This window comes from Methylobacterium sp. CM6247 (assembly GCF_054817925.1).
Genome location: NZ_JBTXKX010000003.1, coordinates 1339016 through 1356776, shown reverse-complemented (window position 1 = coordinate 1356776; position 17761 = coordinate 1339016). Strand labels below are relative to the sequence as shown.

The 17761-nt window shown below is 65.7% G+C and carries 6 protein-coding genes; 1 reads left to right on the top strand and 5 read right to left on the bottom strand.

The features are described 5' to 3' along the window. Positions 1 to 26: 26 nt before the first annotated feature. From ACYQOP_RS07225 to ACYQOP_RS07215, 3 genes are all read right to left on the bottom strand, one after another. Positions 27 to 1424: a calcium-binding protein gene (locus tag ACYQOP_RS07225; protein WP_461221884.1), complete on the bottom strand. Its 1398-nt coding sequence runs from the start codon at positions 1422 to 1424 to the stop codon at positions 27 to 29. 211 nt (positions 1425 to 1635) lie between these two features. After that, on the bottom strand, positions 1636 to 5166 hold the full coding sequence (locus ACYQOP_RS07220; protein WP_461221883.1) for a hybrid sensor histidine kinase/response regulator: 3531 nt from the start codon (positions 5164 to 5166) through the stop codon (positions 1636 to 1638). 776 nt (positions 5167 to 5942) lie between these two features. After that, complete coding sequence (locus ACYQOP_RS07215; protein ID WP_461221881.1) at positions 5943 to 8651, bottom strand: calcium-binding protein; 2709 nt, start codon at positions 8649 to 8651, stop codon at positions 5943 to 5945. An 845-nt stretch (positions 8652 to 9496) separates the two neighbouring features. On the opposite strand from ACYQOP_RS07215, the gene ACYQOP_RS07210 reads away from it, so the two are divergent. Further along, positions 9497 to 13252 (top strand): AAA family ATPase, encoded by a 3756-nt coding sequence (locus ACYQOP_RS07210; RefSeq protein ID WP_461221880.1) that lies wholly within the window; start codon positions 9497 to 9499, stop codon positions 13250 to 13252. Between the two features lie 121 nt (positions 13253 to 13373). Here ACYQOP_RS07210 and ACYQOP_RS07205 read toward each other — a convergent pair whose 3' ends face one another. Beyond that, on the bottom strand, positions 13374 to 15362 hold the full coding sequence (locus ACYQOP_RS07205) for a methyl-accepting chemotaxis protein (RefSeq protein ID WP_461221878.1): 1989 nt from the start codon (positions 15360 to 15362) through the stop codon (positions 13374 to 13376). A gap of 485 nt (positions 15363 to 15847) precedes the next feature. Further along, positions 15848 to 17662 (bottom strand): M10 family metallopeptidase, encoded by a 1815-nt coding sequence (locus tag ACYQOP_RS07200; RefSeq protein ID WP_461221877.1) that lies wholly within the window; start codon positions 17660 to 17662, stop codon positions 15848 to 15850. Between the last annotated feature and the right edge of the window lie 99 nt (positions 17663 to 17761).

Sequence of the window (17761 nt, the reverse complement as noted above, 5' to 3'; positions counted from 1 at the left end):
GGGCAGGCCGGAGGAGGGTGCAGACCTTAGAAGACGAAGCTGCCTTCCGTCACGGAATCGGCCGTTACGCCGAGCAGGATGATCTTGTCGGACGGTCCGGAATCGCCCGTGAACGTGATGATCGTGTTGGCCTCGCCGTGGAAAGATCCGATCTTCAGCCCATCCATGCTGCTCGCGAGCATGCTGACGTCGATGACGTCGCTGCCCGCCTCGAACCTGCGAATGACATCGCGGCCATCACCCGAGGCGAAGATGAAGACGTTGGCTCCCGCGCCGGCGAAGAGGGCATCGCCACCCTGACCGCCGTTGAGGGTGTCGCCGCCCTTTCCGGCCACGATGCGGTCGGCACTGTCCGTGCCAGTGATGATGGAGAAACCGTTGGCCTGGCTCTGCGAATAGATCTTCGTGCCGACATCGACACCCGTCATGTCGAGAGCTGCCTGGTTGCGGACGTAGACCTTCTCGATACTGGCAGAGCTGGTGAACGAAAGCTCGGTGAGCTCGACAAGGTTGCCCGTGAGGATGAAGAGCAGGTCCGTTCCCTCGTCGCCCTGCACCTTCGCGGGCGAGCTGCTGAGGACGAGGCGATCGTCGCCACCCCGTCCGTACAATTCGTCAGCGCCGCCATTGCCGTACAGCGTGTTGGCACCGCCGTCTCCGTAGAGTGCATCGCCGAACGTACTGCCGAGAATGTTCTTGAACGATGTAAATTGATCATCCTCCGCGTCGCCTCCGATACCAAATTCTCGATCAAGATCGACATTCACGCTCTCGCTCGAATGCGCATAGCTCAGAGTATCGAGGCCACCACCGCCGATCATTTCGTCATCACCCGCACCGCCTTCTATGACGTTGCTGTGATTGTCACCGGTTACACCATCTTTATACAGCGATCCTCGAACATTTGAGATATTCGAGAACGTATCTTTGACGGCCGTGCCAGTTGACCAATCGCTGGCTTGGCCGGTCGACAAGTCGACAATCATTCCGAACGAGCCGCCGGGCGTATCGAAATGCTCGTAGCTCAGCGTGTTCGTGCCCGTGCCGCCGTCGAAGGCGTTGGCGCCGCGACCGCCCTCCAGCACATCGTTGCCGCCGCCGCCGTTCAGGACGTCGTCGCCGTCGCCCGTGCGGAACACATCCCCGAAATCCCCGCCGGTGACCCGCGTGACGTAGTCGAAGTCGCTAGAATCGCCGTAGAGGCCGACTTCCTGGATCGTCACGCCGGAGGAACGGAATACCGCCTCGAATTCCGGGCCATCTATCAAGTAGATAAACTCGTCTCCATATTGGCTATACCCTGAAATCGCCGATCCGGGACCGAAATCGAGCGTCCTGGCTTCCGTGTTGATTGAATCTTGATATTTTAACTCGGATTTGTCGAAGTCATAATTGCCGTTCGCCGTATAACGAAATTGCGCCATCTTGAACCCCTACAGAACAGGTTTGTGCCGAAACCGATCTGATCCAATATGACTCCGCTATTTAAAATACAGTTAGGTCTTTGTCTGAAAACAGCCGGATAAACCCCTTCCGAGCCAAAGACTCTCCTCCCTACGGGCGGGTGACGAGCGCCGCCACCCTCGCGTCGGGCCGCCCCGAAGGGAGACGAGGGTTCGGGTGCCGTCCTCAGCCCTACCCGGAGGCGATCATGTCCTTGATCCGGCCGGCCAGCGCTTCCATCACGAAGGGCTTGGTCAGCACCTGCATGCCGGGCTCGAGATGCCCGTTGCCGACCACGGCGTTCTCGGCATAGCCGGTGATGAACAGGATCTTGAGGTCGGGCCGCGCCACCCGAGCCGCGTCGGCCATCTGGCGGCCGTTCATGCCGCCGGGCAGGCCGACATCGGTGACGAGGAGGTCGATGCGCACGTCCGATTGCAGCACCTTGAGGCCGGAGGCCCCGTCTGCCGCCTCGATGGCGGTGTAGCCGAGCTCTTCGAGCACCTCGGTCACGAGCATGCGCACGGTGGGCTCGTCATCGACGATGAGCACGGTCTCGCCCCGTTGCGCGCGCGGCGCGGCGGCGAAGGCGCCGGCCTCGTCCACCTCGGAGGCTTCGCCGTAATGGCGCGGCAGGTAGAGGCACATGGTCGTGCCCTCGCCGAGTTCGGAATAGATCCGCACCTCGCCGCCCGATTGCCGCACGAAGCCGTAGATCATCGACAGGCCGAGGCCGGTGCCCTCGCCCAGCGGCTTGGTGGTGAAGAACGGATCGAAGGCGCGGGCGATCACCTCCGGCGTCATGCCGGTGCCATTGTCGCTGACGCAGAGGGAGAGATACTGGCCGGGTTCGAGGTTGCGTTCGCGGGCGGCGTGCCCGTCGAGCCATTTGTTGGCGGTCTCGATGGTGAGGCGGCCGCCATCCGGCATGGCGTCGCGCGCGTTGATGCAGAGGTTCAGCAGCGCGTTCTCGAGCTGGTTGGGGTCCACCAAAGCCGGCCACAGGCCCGCTGCGCCGACCACCTCGATCGTCACCGCCGGCCCGACCGTGCGGCGGATCAGTTCCTCCATCCCCGAGACCAGGGCGTTCACGTTGGTGGGCTTCGGGTCCAGCGTCTGGCGACGCGAGAAGGCCAGCAGCCGATGGGTCAGGGCCGCCGCCCGGCGCGAGGCGCCCTGCGCGGCGTTGATGTAGCGGTCGAGTTCGGTCAGGCGCCCCTGCGCCATGCGGGTCTGCAGCAATTCGAGACTGCCCGAAATGCCGGTGAGCAGGTTGTTGAAGTCGTGGGCGATGCCGCCGGTGAGCTGGCCCACCGCCTCCATCTTCTGCGATTGACGCAGGGCCTCCTGGGTCTGGGCGAGAGCGGCCTCGCGGGCCTTCTCCTCGGTGATGTCGCGCGCCACCGCGTAGAAAACGTCGCCCACCGGCGCGCTGACCCAATCGAACCAGCGATACTCGCCGGCCGCCGTGCGGATCTGGTTCTGGTGCCGCATGGTGCGGCCCTGGCGCATCGCCTCGACGACACCGGCGCTGACATCGAGGAAATCCGGGTGGATGATCTGCCAGAACGGCGTCGCCAGCAGGGTCGCCTCGTCGTAGCCGAGCATCTTGCTCCAGGCCGGGTTCACGCTGAGGAACTGGCCGCCCAGGGTGCCCGACATCAGCAGGTCGGGGATCAGCGTCCAGATCCGCACGCGTTCCTGGATGCGCTCGGCGATCTCGCGTTCGAGCTCCGCCCGCGAGCGGGCCAGCACGTCGCGCGCCTCGACGATGTCCTGGATCTCGGTGCAGGTGCCGAACCAGCGCACGATCCGGCCGCCTGTGTCGCGCACGGGCTGCGCCCGCCCCAGCACCCAGCGGTACTGGCCCGACCGGTGCCGCAGGCGATACTCGATATGGTAGGGCTCGCCCGTCTCCAGGCTATGGCGCCAGACCGTCCAGGCCTTGTCCTGGTCGTCGGGGTGGAAGAGGCCGTTCCAGCCCGCGCCGTCGGTGGAACCCGCCGGGACGCCGGTATAGTCGTACCAGCGTTGATTGAAGTAATCGTGGTGCCCGTCCGGCAGGGTCGACCACACCATATGGTCGATGGAATCGGCGATGGCCTGGAAACGCCCTTCGCTCTGGCGCAGGCGCTCCTCCGCCTCCCGGCGCTCGTCGATGTCGATGACCGAGCCGACATAGCCGAGGAATTCGCCCTCCGTGCCGAAGCGCGGGGTCGCCGCATCGATGGCCCAGCGATAGGTGCCGTCGGCCCGGCGCAGGCGATACTCGACCCGGAAGGGCTCATGCGAAGCATTGGCGGACAGGAAGGTGTCCGCCGCCAGCCCCTCGTCGTCGGGATGCGTCGCCTTGGTCCAGCCGAGGCCGAGGGCCTCCGCCTCGGTCTGCCCGGTGAACTCGTACCAGCGCCGGTTCAGATAGATGCAGGACCCGTCCGGAATCGTGACCCACATCATCACGGGGGCGTGGTCCGCCATGTTGCGGAACCGCGCCTCGCTCTCCGTCAGCGCTTCGGCCTGCGCCCTGCGCTGGGTCTCGTCCCGGGCGATCCGAAGGAAGCCGGGCGAGCGGCCCTGCAGGTCCGGCGGCAGCCGGTGGAGGGAGCCGGCGAGGAACACGCGCGTCCCGTCCGAACGCTGGTGCCAGCGCTCGGCATCGGCGCGGCCGGTCTCGACGGCCCTGGAGATCTCCCCGGCATCGATCCCCTTCGCCCGGTCCTCCTGCGTGAAGATCATCGAACCGTGACGGCCGAGCGCATCGGCGACGCTCCAGCCGAGAACCTCGACGGCGCCCGCCGACCAGCTCGTGATGACGCCCTGCGGGTTCATGGTGAAGACGACGTGGTCGCGCGCGCCCTCCATCACGAGGCGCAGGCGCTCCTCACGCTCGCGCAGGGCCTCTTCGGACGCTCTGCGCTCGCTGATGTCGCGGTAGAAGACCGAGAGGCCGCTTCCCGACGGGTAGACCCGCACCTCGATCCAGATGTCCTGCTGCGTCGAGGTATGGCGGTAGGTGAGTTCGGCCGAGGCCCGCTCGGCCATGGCGCGGCGGTAGAGCGGCCAGGTCGGCATCCGCTCGGCATCCGGCCACACGTCGAGGAGGTGACGGCCGAGGATCGCCTCGGAGGGACGCCCGTCGAGGCGCAGGCCCTCGGCGTTGATGCGGCGGACACGGAAATCGCGGTCGAGCAGGAGGAAGCCCTCGCCCATCCCGTCGAGGACGCCCCGCACCTCGGCCTCGCTCTCGCGCAGCCGGGTCTCGGCGCCGACCCGGCCGGTCGTCTCGGTGCAGGCGCAGAAGAAACCCGCGACGGAGCCGTCCTCTTCCCGCACCGGCGTGTAGGAGAAGGCGAAATGCGTCTCCTCAGGAAAGCCGTTGCGTTCCATGACGAAGGAGACATCGTCCATCTGGATGGAGAGTCCCGCATAGGCATCGGCGACAATGGGCGCGAGGTCGCTCCAGATCTCCGACCAGACCTCCGCGATGGGCCGCCCCATCGCGTCCGGGTGCTTGTGGCCGAGCAACAGCGCATAGGCGTCGTTGTAGAGGACGATCCGCGACGGCCCCCAGGTGATGAACATGGGCTGGCGCGAGGCGACCATCATCGCCGTCAGCGTGCGGAGGGAAACAGGCCAGGACTCGAAGGGTCCGAGGGGCGTCGCAGACCAATCCGCGGCCTCGATCAGCGCGCCGCACTCGCCGCCGTTCACGAGGACACTCACTGCCACCCTTCCTTCGTCGCCATGCTCGATGCAGGATGGCCCGATGCGGGATCGGATCGCGCGCCCGCACAGAAGCGATGCCTCTGCCAACGGCCAAGGTCGACCCGCCGTTCCCCGCCGGAGCCCGTGCCAAGGGGGCCTTCACCGGGGGGAAGGTCTCGCATCGTCATCGCGGCCCGATGACACGAGCCGGTGTCCGATGTCAAAGTCGCGGCGCCTGCCGGTCAGTATCTCCGTTTGAAAGGTCGCCCTGAAAGATCGCCCCCAGGCTCCCGTTCCGATTCCTGGTGGTGGAAATCCGACGCTTGGTACCGATCGCTCAACGTCCGGGAAGGGTGGATTTTCGCCAGTCTGCTTTTGGGCGAGGAACGCCCTTGACGGGCATCATCCAAGGCTTCGTCGGACTCCCACTTGAAAGCTTCGATCAATGAGCGGGAGACGCCGGCACCGATCTGAGGAGCCGACCCCGATGAGGTCCTCACGTCTCGCCCAGCTACGTCCAGACGTTCTGCAACGTCCCCTGTCCGCCGATCCGCTAGGGCTCGCGCCGCTTGCTACAGCACGCCTGAGGTGAGGTGCCGTGACAAGACGGCCAAATGCTTATGAGGGCTCGAGAGCGGAGAACCCATCCCGGCCGGCGGCGACCCGTTCCTGTGAGGCGCGTGCGACGTGCTGGCAGACCACCCACGGCGATATCTTGCGTAGGTGGCCCAGAGCTCTGAGAATCAAGAAGCCCTGGCCGAACGCAAAGTGTCCGGCCAGGGCGTGTCACGGGTTTACGCCACCAGGAAGTCGGCGTGGGTCAGCGTGACCTTGGTGTCGATGACGGCGAACTGGATGGCCGTTTTGGCCGTGCCGCTACCATCGGCGTCGTAGGAGAGCGCACCGGTGACGTGGTTGTAGAGGATGCGGTCGTTGGAATCGACCACGGCGTCGGTATTGCCGAGATCCTTGAAGGCGCTCGACGCGAGGCCACCCGCCGAGAGGGCGGAGAACACGTCCCGCGCCAACTGGATCGTGTCATCCGCCGCCGCGAAATCGGTGAGGCGGTCGATGTTGCTCGAACCTAAGGCCGTCGAGAACACGAAGGTGTCGCTGCCGGCGCGGCCATAGAGCAAGTCAGCGCCAGCGCCACCGTCGAGGGTGTTGGCACCCGCATTGCCCACCAGGGTGTTGGCAAGTTCGTTGCCACTGAGATTGATCGCGGTGGTGGCAGCCGCACTCGTCGTGCCGAGCCGCTCGATCTCCTGACCGACTCCGAGCGTGTAGCTGATGCTCGTCAACACCCGGTCGGTGCCGCCACCCGCCGCCTCGAACACACGGTCGTCGGCAGTGTCGACGAGGTAGGTGTCGTTGCCGGCGCGGCCATAGAGCAGGTCAGCGCCAGCGCCACCGTCGAGGGTGTTGGCACCCGCATTGCCCACCAGGGTGTTGGCAAGTTCGTTGCCACTGAGATTGATCGCGGTGGTGCCGGCCTCACTCGTCGTGCCGAGCCGCTCGATCTCCTGACCGGCTCCGAGCACGTAGCTGATGCTCGTCAACACCCGGTCGGTGCCGCCACCCGCCGCCTCGAACACACGGTCGCCAGCAGTGTCGACATAGTAGATATCGTTGCCGCGGAAACCCTGAAGCGTGTCGGCTCCAGCCTTGCCGTCGAGGATGTTGGCGCCGCCATTGCCCAGGATCGTGTTGGCCAGCGCGTTACCGGTGCCGTTGATGGCGGCGGTGCCGGTGAGTGTCAGGTTCTCGACATTGGCCGCTAACGTGACGCTGACGGACGAGCGGACAGTGTCTGTGCCGGCATTGGCCGCCTCGACGACGACATCCCCAGCGTTGTCGACCACGTAGGTGTCGTTGCCGACGCCGCCCGCCATCCGGTCCGCGCCCCTACCGCCGTTGACAATGTCGTTGCCGGCCAAACCGAGGATGACGTTTTTCCCTTCGTCACCCGTGAGCCGATCGCTGAACTCGCTGCCTTCGAGGTTCTCGATGTTCAGGAGGCGGTCCTTTTCCGCCGGGATCGTTGTTATGATGGGAGGGGGGGTGATGATGACTCCCCCCTCGGAGGGGAAAGGGTCTGGTTGAAACACGATCGTCTTTTCTGGGACGACCGCCTGCCAGTCCTGCTCATCGAGGGACACGATCACGCCGGCCTTCGCCGATTTGTAGCTCGCGATGTCGACGCCGTCGCCGCCGTCCATACGGTCGTCGCCGACGCCGCCGTCGAGCCGGTCGTTGCCCGTGCCGCCGATCAGGATGTCGTCGCCGCCGTTGCCGTGAAGGGTATCGTTGCCGTCGCCCTCTGCGCTGTAGACGATCCCGCCGCCGCCGCCCCGGAGCGTGTCGCCGCCTTGGCCGCCGAAGAGGGTGTCGTTGCCTTTCAGGCCCTCAAGCGTGTGAGGGGCGAGCAACTTCTCACCCCATTTGGTGGTGATCACATCGCGGCTCGAATCAGCCCGAAGATTGGTGTCGTCGTTGTTCGTACCCTTGATATGCTGACCTTGCGTCAAGCTCAGCAGGGCAGCGGCAGATTTTTCGAGCTTTTCAATGCCTCTTGCTTCTCTGAAATAATCGTTGAAGGTATCTTCTTCTAATTTATTGAAATCATTCAAAAAATTCGGTTTTGTTGTTTGCTCTACAGGTGCGCGCCTTATGTATAGATCTTTGATGGCACTATAATCAGTCACTTCTCTTAGGGATTGAGATCCATTGGCGTAAATGAGGGTTGTCGCATCGAGCATCTGCTGTACCGATGCAGTCCCCTTGTCCCCTGCGAATATTTCGGCCTGAAAAATCGATCCGGACGCCGGCTCGTAGGAAACCCTGATCCATACTTGCGTGAAATCACCGGATTGCCTCTCATACACATCGAGCTTCGCCGGCATATTGTTCTGAGCGGACTCTTCGAACTTTTCGATACCCGTGGACAGCGATTCGATTGCCGTCTGCAATGTCTCTTTGTATTGTGCGCTGGACGTTGCCCCATCGCCGATCTCGCGAATGACGGCAATTCGAGTGGTAATTGCGGATAGCAGCGCCGGAACGGCAATGGCGGCATCGGCATTGCTATCCAAAAGATAGTTCTTTGCCCGTGTGACCGCAGATGTCGAGAGTCTTTCCGCCTCAAACAGGTAGCTGTTTGCCAGTTCAGGATCGCTTGTTGTTAGGTACTGATGGACGTAAGTTTTAGCATCGCTTACGTCGGACTTGATATTTGATAGAATATTTCGATCGATATCGTTCCTAACTTCATCGACTGCCGCAAGTACCTTTTTGTTCAGCTCGACGATCTGATCGAGCTGCTCGCTCATTTCATCCAGGCGTTCCACGGTCGGATCCGTGTCTGCACCACCGAAGAGCTGGGTCAATTCTTTAGGGAGTTCGACACCAGGAATCAGCGAGACCAAGTTGACGGCTAGATTTGCAACGTTCAAGGCCGCATCGAAATATTCGAACTTCAGCCCTTTGCTTACCGAGTTAGCCATTGTATTTTCCCCCTCTTAATTAAATATTTCGAGGGGCATTAGCACGATGCGCGACAGACGCATATGAAGGGATTCTACTGTTGCGCTCGGAAGTCTTGGCGTAGCGTCTCATCGCATCGTTTGTGGCGCGATGTCACACTCCAGCCTCCCTTAGGATTGGTGGAGCCATGTTCCTATGTCGGCTTTCGAGCCCGACAAAACCTGCTTCTCACGGTGGTGTTGGGGCGGGACCTGTCTGTCCGTTCCACGGCTGGCTTGGGTGGATTGCGGATGGGTCGTCGGCGATAAGGTCGTGAGATGTGGCCTCATGACAGGCGCCGAAGAGCTTCCAAGCGCGGCACGCGGCAGATGCCACACTCTTCGATCTCGTTTTCTCCTCCGAAGAGACCGCTCGTTTCCTCCCGGCGTTCTCAGAGGGGGCGCAGTCAAGATGAGCGACTTTGCGCGTCCGCCATCCCAAGAGCTCCGAATTCGGGTCGATGCCATCCGGTCTGCGGGACCGTTCACACCGATTTTGGCACCCGCGCCGTCATTCCGGAGCGCCGAAGGCGAGCCCGGCCCCGGAGGGCCGCGCCAGAGGCGTGCGAGCCAGATCCGCCGGGCGTGCCCTATCGAGCCCACGGAGCGGCTCTGGATTCCGGGCTCAGCGATGCGGCCCCGGAATGACGACGTGGCTTGTTCAGTGTCATGCCACATCCCGTTCACCCGAGTTCGAAGCCCTGCCGCCATCCCGCCGCGTGTGGACATCGTTGCGCGGCGTCTGCATCACCCTCGTCCGCTCGTCATCCTGGGCTATGACACCCTTCCCCGCATCCCCCTGACTTCTTGAGACGAGGCCACGACCCTTGCGCATCCTGGCGATACGCGGCGAAAATCTCGCGAGCCTGGCGGCTCCCTTCTCCGTCGACCTGTCCGGCGGCCCCATCGGCGCCACCGGGATCTTCGCCATCACCGGCGAGACGGGGGCGGGCAAGTCGACCATCCTCGACGCCCTCTGCCTAGCGCTCTACGGGCGCTATCCGCGTGTCGCCACGAGCGGCCGCGAGCGCGCGCCCGATCCCGGCGGCGATCCCATCACCATCGGCGACGAGCGGGCGATCCTGCGGCGGGGGGCGACGGAGGGCTTCGCCGAGGTCGATTTCATCGGCCGGGACGGGCAGAGCTACTGCGCGCGATGGTCGGTCTACCGGGCGCGCGGCAAGGCCAATGGCCGTCTCCAGAACAAGACGCGTTCCCTCACCCGGCTCGCGGATGGGAGCTCCGTCGGCGACAGCAAGGCCGGCCTCGTCGACGCCGCGATCTGCGACCTCACCGACCTCACCTTCGACCAGTTCCGCCGCACCGTCCTGCTGGCCCAGGGCGAGTTCGACGCGTTCCTCCTCGCCGCCGAGGGCGAGCGCGCGGAACTCTTGGAGAAGATCACCGGCACGGCGATCTATTCCGAGATCTCGAAACGGGTTCATGCCGGCACCGAGGCGGAGCGCGCCAAGGTGAAGGAGCTGGAGGCTCATCGCGACGCCGTCGGCCTCCTCGACGAGGCGGCGCGGGCGGAGAAACACGCCGAGCGGGCGCGGCTCCTCGCCGAGGTGGCGGAGTTGTCCGGCCGTCTGGCGGAGCTGAACGCGGCGCTGGCCCATGCGCGGCGCATCGCCGACACACGGGGTCAGGTGGCGGCGGCCGAAGCCCGCCTCGCCCTGGCGCGCGAGGCCCTGGACATCCATCGGCCCGACAGCCTTCGCCTGGCCGAGTTCGACGCGGTCGAGCCCCTTCGCGAGCCGGCGAGGAATGCGGCTCGGGCAGAGCGGGATCTCGCCGCCGCCGAAGCCGCCCTGGCACTGGCCCTGACGACGCGCGGCGAGGCCGAAGCGCGGGCCGAAGCCGCGCGGGTGGGTCATGACGAGGCCGCCAAGGCGGACGAGGCGTCGGAGATCGGGTTCAAGGCGCTGGGGCCGGTCTGGACGCGGGCGGCCGAGCTCGACACCCGGATCGGCGAGGCCGCCACCGAATCCGCCCTTGCCGCCGAGGCGGCCGACGCCGCCAAGGCGAAGGCTCTGGAGGCACAGACGGCGCTGGCCCATCTGGATGCCAGTCACGCGGCGGCGGCGATCGCGCGCAGCGACGTCGCCGCCCGGTTCGCGGCCGATACGGGCGGGGCTTTTCTCGCCCATCGGACGAACGAGGCCGAGCAGCTCTTCGCCAAGCGCGCGAGCCTCGGCGCGGAACTGGCCCAGGCCAAGGCCGATCTCCGCAAGGCCACGGACGAAGCCTCCCGCCTCTCGGCATCGATCGCCACGGGGGACAAGGCGATCACACAGGCAAAGGCGGCGCGGACGCAAGCGGCCGAGCGCCGGGCAGCGCTGAGCACCGAGCTCGAACAGGTCGGCGAGGCCTCGGCACGGGCGCGCTCGGGCACGATCGACCGGCTCGCCGAGCAGCTGCGCGAGGCGCTGCCCCTCGCGCGCAGCCACGCGGAGGCGTCCCTCGCCCTCGAACGGGCGCGGAGAGAGGCGGAATCCGCGAGGTTGGCCTTGGAGGCCGCGCGGCTCGCCGGGGAGGAGGCTGCCGCCCGGCAGGCCCGCGCGGTCGAGCTGCGAAAGGCCGTCGCCCCTCTGGCGGAGCTGGCCGAGGAGGCCGTCTCGCAGCAGGCCGCCCATCTGCGCAGCCTGCTGATCGAGGATCAGCCCTGCCCGGTCTGCGGCGCCACCGATCATCCGCATGCCCGGGACCAGGATCAGGATGGGCTCGGGCGGGTGGCGGCGGCGCTGAAGGCGCAGCGCGCGGAGCAGGATGCGGCCATCGCCGCCGCCGGACAATCCCAGGCGGAGGCAGCGTCGGCACGCGCCGCCGCTGGCGCGAGGTTGAGCAATACCGAGCAGGCAGCGGCAGCCGCCATCGAGACGCTGGACCGCGCCAACGCCGCCTATGCTCGTCTCCGCCCGCACCTCCTCGCCACCCATGGCGATGCGGCGGTCGGCGGACATGTCCCGACAAGGCTCGATGCCGAGGCGGTGTCCATGCTCACGGGCCTGATCGACGCCCTCAAGGTCGCACGCGAGCCGCTGCTGGCCGCGCTGGAGCGGGCCGGGACATTGCGCGGCGAGATCGACGCCGTCGCGACGCGGATCGAGGCCGGGGGCCGGGAGATCGAGGCGGCGGAACTGTCCCGCGCCGCCGAGCGCGAGGCCCTGCGTCTCGCCGAACTCACCGCCAACGGCGAGACGGTCCGCGTTTTGGGCCATACGGAGCGGCTCGACTCCCTTGCCCGCGAGATCGCGCCCTATCTCGCTTGCGCCGGCCTGTCGCTGGCCGATCTCGACCGGGACGGGGCTGGCGCGGCCAGGCGCGTGGCCGAGATCGCCGCCGCGCACCGCGCCCTCGACCGGCAGCGCGAAGAGCTCGACCGGGAGGTCCAGGCCCTCGCGTCGCGTCGTGCCGGCGCGATCGAGGCCCTGGGCTTCACCCGTGCCGCCGCGGACGCGGCCGGACGCCAGGCGCTGGCCCGCTCCGAAAAGCTCGCCGACCTGCGGGCCGAACGCACCCCCCTCCTCGGTGGCGAGGAGACCGGCCTGCATCGGACCCGGACCAACGACGCGCGCAAGCTCGCCCGCGATGCGTTGAAACGGGCGGAGGAGGCCCGCGCCGCCGCCCTCGCCGCCCTCGCCTCGGCGGTGACGGCGGCCGAGCACGGGACCTCTTCCCGCGACGCGGCCCGGCGGCTGCGCGAGGAGGCCGATGCCGTCTTCACGGCCGCCTGCGCCCCGCGCAGCGTCGAGGCCGTGCGGGAGGCCCTCGCCCTCGCGCCGGAGATCCGCTCCTCCCTGCGCCTCGCCGTGGAAGCCCGCATGGCGGAAGCCCGCGAAGCGGAGACCGCCCTCGACACGCGGCGGGCCGACCTCGCAAACCTGCTCGACGCGCCCGAGATCGACGGTCCCGCCACGCAAGCGGCGGCGTCCGGCCTCGGCGAGACGATCACCGCCCATCAACAGGGTCTCGGCGCCATCACGGCTGATCTCGAACGGGACGACGCGGCGCGCCTGCGCGCGGCGGGGCTGGAGGCGGCGATCACCGAGGCACGCGCCGACTTCTCTGTCTGGGAGGCGGTGAACGACGCCGTGGGCTCGGCCAGCGGCATCAAGTTCCGCCTCTTCGCGCAAGGGGTGACGCTGGAGCATCTGGTCCGGCTCGCCAACGAGCACCTGCTGGCCTTGAGCCCGCGCTACCGGCTGGTGCGCGGCGACCCGGCCAACCTCTCCCTCCACGTGGTCGACCGGGACATGGGCGAGGAGGTGCGCGCCACCCGCAGCCTCTCGGGCGGCGAGCGCTTCCTCGTCTCCCTCGCCCTCGCCCTTGCCTTGTCCGGTCTGGAGGGCCGCGATTCCTTCGTCGACACGCTCTTCATCGACGAAGGCTTCGGCTCCCTCGACGCCGAGACCCTCGACCTGGCCGTCGACGCCCTGGAGACGCTCCAGGGCCGTGGCCGCAAGGTCGGCGTCATCACCCATGTGGCGGCGATGATCGAGCGCATCGCCGTGCAGGTCCGGGTGGAGAAACGCGGCAACGGCCGCAGCGTGGTCAGGGTCGTGGAGGCGGGGACGGGGTGAGGCCGGGTCTGGCCGGCGCCGTCCGGCTCCTCCAACGGCACGAGGGGTGGGACGCCGTCCCGTGGCGTCCCACCCCTTCCATTTTCGTCCGTCCAAACCCGACGACGTGTTGCCCTCGGGGTCAGGCGGCCCGCACGGTCGCCAGGAAGCGGCCGACCTCGCTCGAGAGATACTCGGAGTGACGCGAGAGTTCGGACGCCGAGACGAGCACCTGGGCGGCGGCGGCTTCCGTTTCCTCGGCGGCGCCTGCCACGCCGGAGATGTTGTAGGTCACCTCCTTCGTTCCGGCGGCCGCTTCGGCCACGTTCCGCACGATCTCCTGGGTGGCCGCCCCCTGCTCTTCCACCGCGGACGCGATGGCGGTCGCGACACCATTGATCTCCTGGGGGCGGCCTGCGATCTCGCCGATCGCATGGACCGTCTGCTCGGTGGAGCCCTGGACACGCGCGATCTGACCGGAGATCTCCTTGGTCGCCTGGGCCGTCTGGTTGGCGAGTTCCTTGACCTCGGCGGCGACGACGGCAAATCCGCGTCCCGCTTCCCCGGCCCGCGCCGCTTCGATGGTGGCGTTGAGGGCGAGCAGGTTCGTCTGGCTCGCGATCGTCGAGATCATCTCGACCACCGCGTCGATGCGCGCGACGCTGCCGCTCAGTTCCTCCACGAGACGGCGGGTCTCGCTGGCCTCGGACACGGCGGATTGCGCGAGATTGGCGGAGCCATCGACCTGACGCCCGATCTCCTGCACGGACGATCCCAGTTCCTCGGCCGCGGCCGCGACGGTGTTGACGTTGGTCGCCGCCTCCTCGGCCGCCGCCGCCACGGTGGTCGACCGACCGGCCGTCTGCCTGGCGGCCGATGTCATCGTCTGGGCCGTGGCCTGAAGCTCCGTGGCCGACGAGGCGACGAGCCCGATGACACTGCTGAAGGACGCCTCGAAATCGTCGGCCATCGCCATCATCGTGCTCTGGCGCTCGCGGAGAGCGGCTTCCTTGGCGATCCGGTCACGGTCGGCCACGTCGGCGGCTTTCTGGGCGACCATCGTCTTGATGCCCTCCACCGCTCTCCCGACCGCGCCGATCTCGTCCTTCCGGGCGGCGGCCTCGATCTCGGTGTCGATGTGACCGGCGGACATGTGCTCCAGAACCTTCACGAGACTTCCCAGCGGACGGGCGACCGTGCGTGACAGGAGCTGGCTGACGACGAGGGCCATGATGACCAGGGCCGAGAGCGTTGCGACGATCATCACGAACTTGAGGCGCTGGACGGGGGCGAACGCCTTGGCCTGATCGATCGACAAGGCGACGTACCATTCCATCGCGGGCGGCAGGTTGGGCACGCGGACGAAGGTCATGAGCGTAGAACGGCCCTCCTCCGTCACCTCCGTGAAAGCCGGTCCGATCGGCGGAAGGGGTCCGGAGACCAAGTCGGAAAGCGGCTTTCCGAGGAGCTCGGCCTTTGAATGGACGAGGATCTTACCGGTCTTCGAGACCAGGTAGGCGTAGCCGAAACCACCGATATCGACCTCGTTGATCATCTTCGAAAGGACATCGACACTGAAGTCGTTGCCGATCACGCCGAACAGCTCCTTCGTCTCGTCATAGACCGGCGCTGAAATCGTGATGGTCATTTCCTGGGTGCTGGCGGCAATATAGGGGTCCGTCATGGCGACGCCCCCGGCTTCGACCGCAGCCTTGAACCAAGGACGCTCGCGTGCATCGTATCCTGGCCGGATGGGGCCCTTCGGGATCTTCGTGTAATTCCCCCGGACGTCCCCGAAGGAACTGAGAATGAACGACTTGGTCATGGCCGGCGATCCCAGAACCTTGTCGATCTGACGGTCGTCCATTCCCTTGACGATCTGCTGGGTGGCCATTTCCGCCAAGTCGGATTTGCCGATCAACCAATTGCTGACGTTCCGGGACGCGGCGTTTCCGAGATTGGTGGCGCTCAGCCTGACCGCCCTCTCGACTTCCTGAGACTGGCTCGTAAACAAGTATAGCGACAGGCAGATCAGGACCAGGAACAGGGAGATCACGATCGACGCCGTCGCTTTGGAGGCGACGCCGGAAAATCCTCCGAAGAGAGTATTGCGAGAGGTGGCTGCTTTCACGGCCCTGTTAAATAGCATTATATAGCCTATTCGTTGCCGTCTTACCCATGGAAGACTGCGCCCTCCATTTGCATGTGCAAGCGCGATATCGCCCACGAAGCTTAAGTATTAATTAATTCTTACTTTATGTGGCGGCTAACATTCAGCAATAGTCATCGGCTTGTTTGCAGACTGAAGAGAGCGAACAGGTCTCACCCGGCATTGCGGGGCTTTTATCGATCGTTGTGGAAGAGCAGCGATGAATCGGCCGCCTTTCCCCTGAGAGCCCCTTGAACAAACGCCCAGCGACCGAGTGACCGGGCTGGAGGGCAATCGGCCGCCATGGCGAGATGGGGTTTGCAAGCGGACCATGCGGCATGAACGGCCTCATACCCGGTCTCACCGACCCTGACCCATAGGTCAGGATGAGTGAGATCCGGCGCACGACCGCCCCCGCGCCGTCGCGCGGGCAGGCCTCGATGAGTCAGACTCAGCGAGGTCTGTTCTCAGACGAAGAAACCCGAATCGACCTGCGAGACTCGGATATGGTCGAGCTCGACCGTACCGCCGCCCGACAGGGTGAGCAGGGCATAGCCGTCGGAGGATCGCCCGACGACATAGCTCTGCCCGGAGAGATCGATCCGGTCACCGCTCGAGGCGCTGAAATCGAACAGCGTGTCGTGTCCCGAATGGATGTCGAAAACCGAGCGGTTGGCTCCCGCGCCGAGGAAGAACTGATCGTCTCCGCGCCCGCCGATCAGGACGTTGTCGCCCCTGTCGCCGATGAGAACGTCGTTGCCCCAACCGCCATAGAGCCTGTCGTTGCCGGCGCCGCCTTCGAGCCGGTCGTTGCCCAGGCCGCCGAGGAGCGTGTCAGCGCCGTCATTGCCGTAGAGCCGGTCGTGTCCGGACCCGCCATTGAGGGCATTGTCGCCCGCATTGCCGCGCAGCGCATTCGCCCCATCGTTGCCGGTGGCCTTCGTCGCGGCATTGCCGATGAGGATCAGGTGCTCGACATTCTCGCCGAGCACGTAGGAGACGCTGCTCCGCACGTAGTCGGTTCCCTGGCCGGCCCACTCCACCACCACGTCGCGCCCGTCATCGACGAGGTAGGTGTCGTTCCCGGTCAGGCCGAACATCTTGTCGGACGAGAGGCCACCGTCGAGGCGGTTATCGGCCGTGTTTCCGACGATCCGGTCATGCCCCCGGCCGCCGATGGCGTTCTCGATCAGGGAGCGGAGATCGCCCTGGTGCAGGAGCGCGTTGGCGACGTTGCCGACCGCGATCGCGTCGCCGCCGCTATAGGCCTGGTGGTTGACGAGCTGCGCGGCGGAGAAGGTCGAGAAAGCCCCCGGGCGGAGATCCACGTCGAGGGCGGTCGCATAATTGGAGAGATCGTAGGTGTCCCGGCCGTTGCCGTCCCAGACGGTCATGGAGATCTTGTTGGCGGTGGGAGCACCCTGGCCGATGCCGTCGATGGACATCTCGCCGGTCTTGGTGTCCCAGCGATAGGTCGTGTTGCCACTCTGGGTCTGGAAATTGGCGCCGTAGAGGAATTGCAGGGCGGCGATGTCGTCCTGCATGTAGGTCTGAGGCTGGTTGAACCCCTCGCCTTCGAACGGATGATCGAAATTGGTCGGGTCGGACCGGTAGGTCATCAGCGACCAATCCTGCCCGTCCTTCTCCAGGGGAAGCGCCGCCGTGCCGTAGCGGGGCGGGCTACCGGCGAGACCGAGGTCGCCATTCAGGGGGACGTAGGTATAATCTTGATGGCCATGCTTCAGGCCGAGCGCATGCCCGATCTCGTGCATGTTCGTTGCCTGGCCCCAGTTTCCGATCGCCGGAACGCTGTAGAACGGCTGGTCGGAGTAGGTTCCGAACCAGACATCCCCGGCTTGGAGATTGCTCGACGGGAAGTTGGCATGGGCCGAGCCCTCCTCTTTCCAGAAGGTCTGGCTGAAGCGCAGCTCGGCATGGGTCGTGGCGGTCTCGGTGATCTCCTGGAAATTCAGGTTAGTGTAGGAAGCCACGAGGTCGAGGGTGTAGCGCGTCGCCTCCTGCTGCTGCGGATTGAAGGCCTGGTGGTAGAGGGGGTCTCCGAACTGACCCGGATTTTCCTCGTAACCGGACCCTTCGTAGAAGCTCCCGCTCGCGGGAAAGCTGTAGGTCAGCGTGCCGATCGTCCATTTCGAGCCGATCAGGACCCCGTCGATATGGTCCTCCCCGGCGAAAAGGTACGTCCCGTCGCGATCTTGGAATTGATACAGCAGGGCGGTCTTGCCGTCGCTGCGGCTGGCTGGTGCTGAACCCGGTACGGCCATTGTCTCGCGCCTTCACAATCGAGCATGATTGTTCGCGCCGTGATGGCCGGTCAGGGCGATGGCTCGCATCGACAGCGCTCAAGACTGGGTTCTTGAGGC

Excerpts from the sequence above, each read along its gene's own strand:
- ACYQOP_RS07215 (WP_461221881.1), bottom strand. The coding sequence starts at position 8,651 with ATGGCTAACTCGGTAAGCAAAGGGCTGAAGTTCGAATATTTCGATGCG.
- ACYQOP_RS07225 (WP_461221884.1), bottom strand. The coding sequence starts at position 1,424 with ATGGCGCAATTTCGTTATACGGCGAACGGCAATTATGACTTCGACAAA.
- ACYQOP_RS07200 (WP_461221877.1), bottom strand. The coding sequence starts at position 17,662 with ATGGCCGTACCGGGTTCAGCACCAGCCAGCCGCAGCGACGGCAAGACC.